The sequence below is a fragment of the Chitinivorax sp. B genome, assembly GCF_005503445.1.
Lineage (GTDB): Bacteria > Pseudomonadota > Gammaproteobacteria > Burkholderiales > SCOH01 > Chitinivorax.
The window spans coordinates 1-5,444 of sequence record NZ_SCOH01000095.1; the positions used below are offsets into that span (position 1 = coordinate 1).

The following is a 5,444-nucleotide window of genomic DNA, read 5'->3' on the forward strand; positions in this document are numbered from 1 at the left end:
CTGCGCCGCCAGCTTAAACAGCGCCAGCCACGGGCTACTCCACCCAATCAGGTCTGGGGTGTGGACTTGACCGGTAAAACCGATCAGGCCGGCCGCCTGCATCCCATCCTGGCGGTAGTCGATCACGGCAGTCGGGCCGCCTTGTGTTTGGCGGCACTGCCCAACAAATCAGCATGGACGATGCGGGTGGCCGAGACCACCGTCGCCGCCCCGTCAGCTTGCGGGCGCGATTCGACGATGCGCTCGATGCGCCGTGGGGCCGGTGTGGGTCTGACTTGCGGCGCGTCGGGTGCCGCGTCACTGACCCGCGGCGGTGCGAGCCAGCGGTCGATGTCCCGCTCCTGATCCAAGTCCCGGTAGGCGATGGGGTCGGCCGGGAACGGGCTCTGCTGTGGCAGCTTGAGATCGGCCACCCCCGCCAGTTGCCGGCTGCGCTCGGCCTGGCTGGCTTCCTGCTGCCGGGCGGCCCGGTTCTGCTGCTGATCGAGGTAGCCCCGGGTGGCCGCCGATGCCGCTTCCACCCAGAAGGTGGTGCGGGCGTCGAACTTGTCCCGGTACCGGCCGCTGCGGTCGAGTTCCTGATTCAGCCAGTGCTTGGCCGCCGCCTGCAGCATGTTCAGCAGCGCATCGCCAGCCAGCTGGAAGCTGCTGGGCAGCGCGGCGCCCCAGTCGGTGTTGCCGATGCTGGTGTCGAAGCCCTGGTAGTGGCGGCTCCAGGGGCGGCCCTGGGGCAGTTTGCCGGTGCCGAACGCCGGTTGCATCACCCCGGCCATGGCCACGTTGACGCCCATTTCCCGCAGGCTGAACTGTGGGTCATTGCCCGCCAGCCGGTTCAGGCCATAGCTCGCGCCCTGGCTGACGGCGGCCTGGGTCATGGCGCCGATCACCGCGCTGTTGGTCGCCGAGGCGGCCATGCCGCCGATTTCCATGCCGACGTAGGCGGCTGCCGCCGAGATGGCGACACTCTGGTAGTTGAACTGCCCCGGTGCCCCGGTTTCGCCGGCGTTGCCGAACGCCACCGCCGCCAGGTCGTTGCGGGAGCCGGCAAACGGGTTGGACTGCATCGTCATGAAGCGACGGTAGTCGAACTGGCCGTTGATCATCATCGTCGAGTATTGCCCGGCGGCGTTGCCGGCCATCGCCCCCACCACCGGCCCGGCATAGGCGCTGACGATCAGCGTCACCACTGCCGCCACCACCCCGGCCAGCGTCCGGCCATGCACACCGCAGCCTTTCTTGCCTTGTGGTGCCACCGGCGCCGGCACGGTCGGGTCGAGCCGGCCCATGGCCTCGCCCGGGTTGTACGGCCGGAAGGTGTTGCTGTTGTTGTGGATGTTGGTGACTTTGTTGGGGATCACCAGGTTCTGTCCCGGAGTCAGCGCTTCATCGCCCTTCAGCCCGTTGGCGTCCGCCAGCAGGTACCACATGGCCTCGTCGCCCCACAGGCTGCGGGCGATGCTGTGCAGGGTTTCGCCGCTGGCGCGCACGGTGTAGGCGCCGGGGGCGTTGCCCGGGTACTGTTCGTTGATCGGTTCGTAGTTCTGGTCGAAGTCACTTGATGTGACGGGTTTGGCATTACGGTACAGTTCGCTCAGGCTGACGGTCTGGTCCTTCTGCGCCAGTTGTTCGGCGTAGGACAGCCGCACCTGCAGCGCCGCCGGGTCGTTGGCGACGTCGCCGATGCGCTGGTTGTTGGCATAGTAGTACCAGTGCGTGAACGCCTTGTCGCGCAAGCCGACTGCCCGTTGCAGGATCTGCCCGTTGCTGGCGGTGATATAGCGGGTCACCCGGTGATCGACGTGATCGGCCGCCCCCCGGATATAGCCATTGGCGTCATAGCTGAGCGATACCCGGCCCTGCCGGCCGTCCCGGTCCTTGGCATCGACCCAGATGTTGGTCTGCCGGGCCGTGTCCCAGTATTCGTAGTCGTAACTGGTGGTGCTCTGCCAGTCGCCGCCGTGCCAGCTCATGCTCTTGGCCAGCGCGCCGTGGTAGCCCTCGCTGTTCTGCACGTCCGCCGGGTTGCCCGTCCCCTGCTGGTTGAAATAGTAATAGCGAGTGACGTCATGGCGGCCGACCTCGCCGGCCTGGCCGTCGCTGTAGCGGGTTTCCTTCAGCAGCCGATGGTCGCGGTCGTATTCGGTGTGGGTGAGCTTGTGGTTGACTTCGTCGCGATAGGTGACGGTCCGCCCCAGTTGATCCAGGATGCGCCGCGCCCGCACCTGGCCGTCGAAGGCGGTGGTCTCCAGAAAGCCGTCGGCCCGGTACGCATACACCTCGTGCTTGCCGCTCTTGACGCTGTAGGCCGCCACCCGTTGCCCGGCCGCGTCGTACGCCAACTGTACGCCTTGTTGGGTACCGGTGACGTCGATGCGGTAACGGCGGTCGCTGCGGCTCGTGCCGCGCTGTTCGTTGGTGACCAGGGTGTTGCCCTGCGTATCCAGCAGCCCCCCCATCGAGGTGGTGAAACGATTGGCCCGGTCATAGCTGTACCAGAAATCGTCCAGTTGGCGCAGCCCCTGCGTGCCATCGTGGTGATAGCTGCGCACCCGCCGCCGGTTGCCCAGCGCGTCGTATTCGTGGTCGACCGTGAACGCATCGCGATCACGGGCCCGCGCCAGCCGGCCCAGTTCGTCATAGTGCAGGGTGGCATCCTGATAGTAGACCGTGATCGCCCGATTGGCGTCGATCGCACCATAGGTCTCGCGGGTGCGCAGCCCGGCATTGTCGTAGTAATAGGCGGAGACAGTCTTGTTGGTCAGGTCATAAGCCGCCTGAATATACCCGTTCGCAAAATACTGATACTGCAGATGCTGCACGCCCCACTGGTCATAGCCACTGCCACGCTGGGTCATCAACCAGCCGGCCAGGTTGTAGGCGTAGTCGAAACGGCGCCCGCCCTGATCCACCCGCCGCACCGTGCGCTCGAAATAATCCACCCATTCGTGGCTGGTACGGCCGCTGGCGTCGGTGGTGGTCTTCTGGTAACCGCCCAGGTCACGCCCGCCCGCCCCCAGAATGCCATCCTGACTGCCAATGGCGACGTAGCGGTATTGGTAGCGGGTTTCAGCGCCGCCGGCACTGACGGTGCGGGTGACCCGGCCCAGGCTGTCATAGTCGGTGGTATCGGTATCGTTGAGGGTATTGCTGTGGCTGATCCGCCGGCCCAGGCCATCATAACGATAGCGGTCGGTGAGCACGCCCAGGTTCTGCAGGCTGCCATCTTCCAGCCGCCGCGTGATCCCCTGCCCGTCGAACCCCAGTTGCTGTTGTTGTACCAAGCGGCCGGCGCCATCGTAGTCATAACGGGTGTGCACCAGCCGGCTGTCCACCCGCACCTGCCGCAGCTGGGTCTCGCCAAAGGCGGTGTAATCCATGCGCTGCATGCCACCGGCACCATCCCAACTGGTCTGCACCTTGACGCTTTGCGCGGTCGAACCCGCCAGCACCTGCTGCGTCTCCGCCACCCCATTGGCGTTCAGCTTGCTCACCAGCCGCCCCGCCAGGTCATAACCGTAACGCGTCACCGGCTGCGCCCGTTCACGGAAGCCGTTCTCGTAGGTCACATCCGTTTCCGGATCGGTCTTGCGGATCAGTTGGCCAAGGCACTGGCGGTGTGCGGGGGCGGTCTGACGGGTCGGGATGGCGGGTTGGGGGCTAGGAGCGGAACGTGCGGCATGGTGATCCATGCAAGCGGTTCGCGACAACGCCCCCGGCCTGCCAGCACGTCCAGACAGGCTGCCCGCGCATCCGACAGGGCCGCTGGTGTTGTAGTCGAAGCGGGTGGTCAGTGCCTGCGCTTGACGGGGCAAGGTACTGTCATTATTTCAGATTGTGAAAGAGCACAAGCCATCAGCCGCCTGTACGGTGGCTGACGGGTGGAACGGTCAAAGCAGATGCTGGTTGAGCGGGCGAGATGGAAACGTTCGCCGTACATGCGGAGGGGACAGTGCCAAATCAATGACACTGACCCCATCGATGTTCCACTTAAATAAGTCCGCTATCCGTCAACCACGCTCTTACTCGGAGCATCTCCCTTTTGACGTTTTGCGCATCACCATGACCAAAGGTCACAACATCGTCAGCATCAGAAAAACTCCCAAGCCGATCAATCAAAAAGCTTTTTACACGCTCTGGAAATGCCTCCCAAACTTGGCCACATGGGTCTCTTCCCATCACCTCAAGGCACAGAGATGCAAGTTCACCATCTGTATAAAGTCCATCACGATGCTGACTCAACAGCTCCTCAAGTTCAGTCAACAATACGGTGCGATCCATATCAGCCCCCATTTCTCATCTTGTATACCAATTTGTCCGCAACATCCCAAGCCTGTTCATGAAGATTCCCCATGAGGCCACCTTGGGACTGAGGTGCAATAAGCGGCACCCGCAATGTAGCTAGCGCAAACTCATTTTCACTCCGGCACCCGCATCCTCGATAGACAACGTTGAACCATCCCTCATCACAATCTTCTCTAGACGGCCCGTTGTCGAATTATCAAAGAATGCTTCGAACACTCCGTCCTGCAATGATGGAACATGCCAAAAGTGCTCAATAGCCTTCATGTATGGATAAAAACCTTTAATAGCTCGACGGAAATGTGGTGACATTTTCTCAATCAGGCTACACCATTGGTTCGCATCCTTGATCTCCGACCCTATTTCACACAATACCTGCCTAAACGTAGCGTCATCAGAATTGGGAACGTACAACCTCCCATCGCTAGCTCGGAATGAACATGCCCTAATAGAAGGAAGAGACTCCGCGTTTTTCCAGAATACAAGCCTTCCCGCCACATATTGATCTTGTGAAATAAAAGTTGCTGATTCCTGTAAATACGCCTCGACAGCAGTTTTTTCCTCTTGGCTAAAATTAGTTTCCATAACCATAATCCTCCTTAATTTTTTGCCAAGCAGCTTCTCTGCTTCCGTACTTTTGCTCATAACGATGTAACTTACTCAGTTCCGGCTTTCCTAAGCTATGGGCAACACGCTGCTCAGTTAAGAATGCTCGCGCCTCGAAATACATTTCATTGCGCTTCATACCATTTGATGCAATACCTGCCATATCATCCATCCAATGCTGACCTTCATGAGCCGCAGTCACAACAGCATCATACAAACCGTTTTTGCCCGACCAGTTCATATTCCGATTAAGTGAAACCTCACCACTATTCGGCAAGTATCTCCCACCAACACTTGACGGAAGGTTGCGATAAGCTAGTTCCAGCTCGCCAGAGCGGAGCGCTTCCGCGACTTTCCCTGCTCTCGGACCCGCAGACGATAAGACCTGAGCAATCATCTCTGTATTGGGACCATATGCGCCCCCGCCCAAATCTATACCTTGACCATTAAATGTTTTCCAGACATTTCGGCTCGCAAGGCTCTCTGTAATGCCTGGAGCAATCCCCCGCCCAGACCATACCCCAACAATTCCTCTGGCC

4 protein-coding genes are annotated in these 5,444 nt (G+C 60.7%); all 4 read right to left on the reverse strand.

Features of this window, described 5'->3' with window-relative positions; genetic code table 11:
• Positions 1-122: 122 nt before the first annotated feature.
• On the reverse strand, positions 123-3,689 hold the full coding sequence (locus FFS57_RS24215) for a LysM peptidoglycan-binding domain-containing protein (RefSeq protein WP_137940400.1): 3,567 nt from the start codon (positions 3,687-3,689) through the stop codon (positions 123-125).
• A gap of 298 nt (positions 3,690-3,987) precedes the next feature.
• A complete protein-coding gene (locus FFS57_RS24220; RefSeq protein WP_137940401.1) occupies positions 3,988-4,278 on the reverse strand; it encodes a hypothetical protein in 291 nt (96 codons plus the stop codon).
• A 120-nt stretch (positions 4,279-4,398) separates the two neighbouring features.
• Complete coding sequence (locus FFS57_RS24225) at positions 4,399-4,884, reverse strand: hypothetical protein (protein WP_137940402.1); 486 nt, start codon at positions 4,882-4,884, stop codon at positions 4,399-4,401.
• Positions 4,874-5,444 (reverse strand): hypothetical protein (locus FFS57_RS25465; protein WP_171014196.1); only part of this gene is annotated, 571 nt, incomplete at its 5' end. The genes FFS57_RS25465 and FFS57_RS24225, both read right to left, overlap by 11 nt.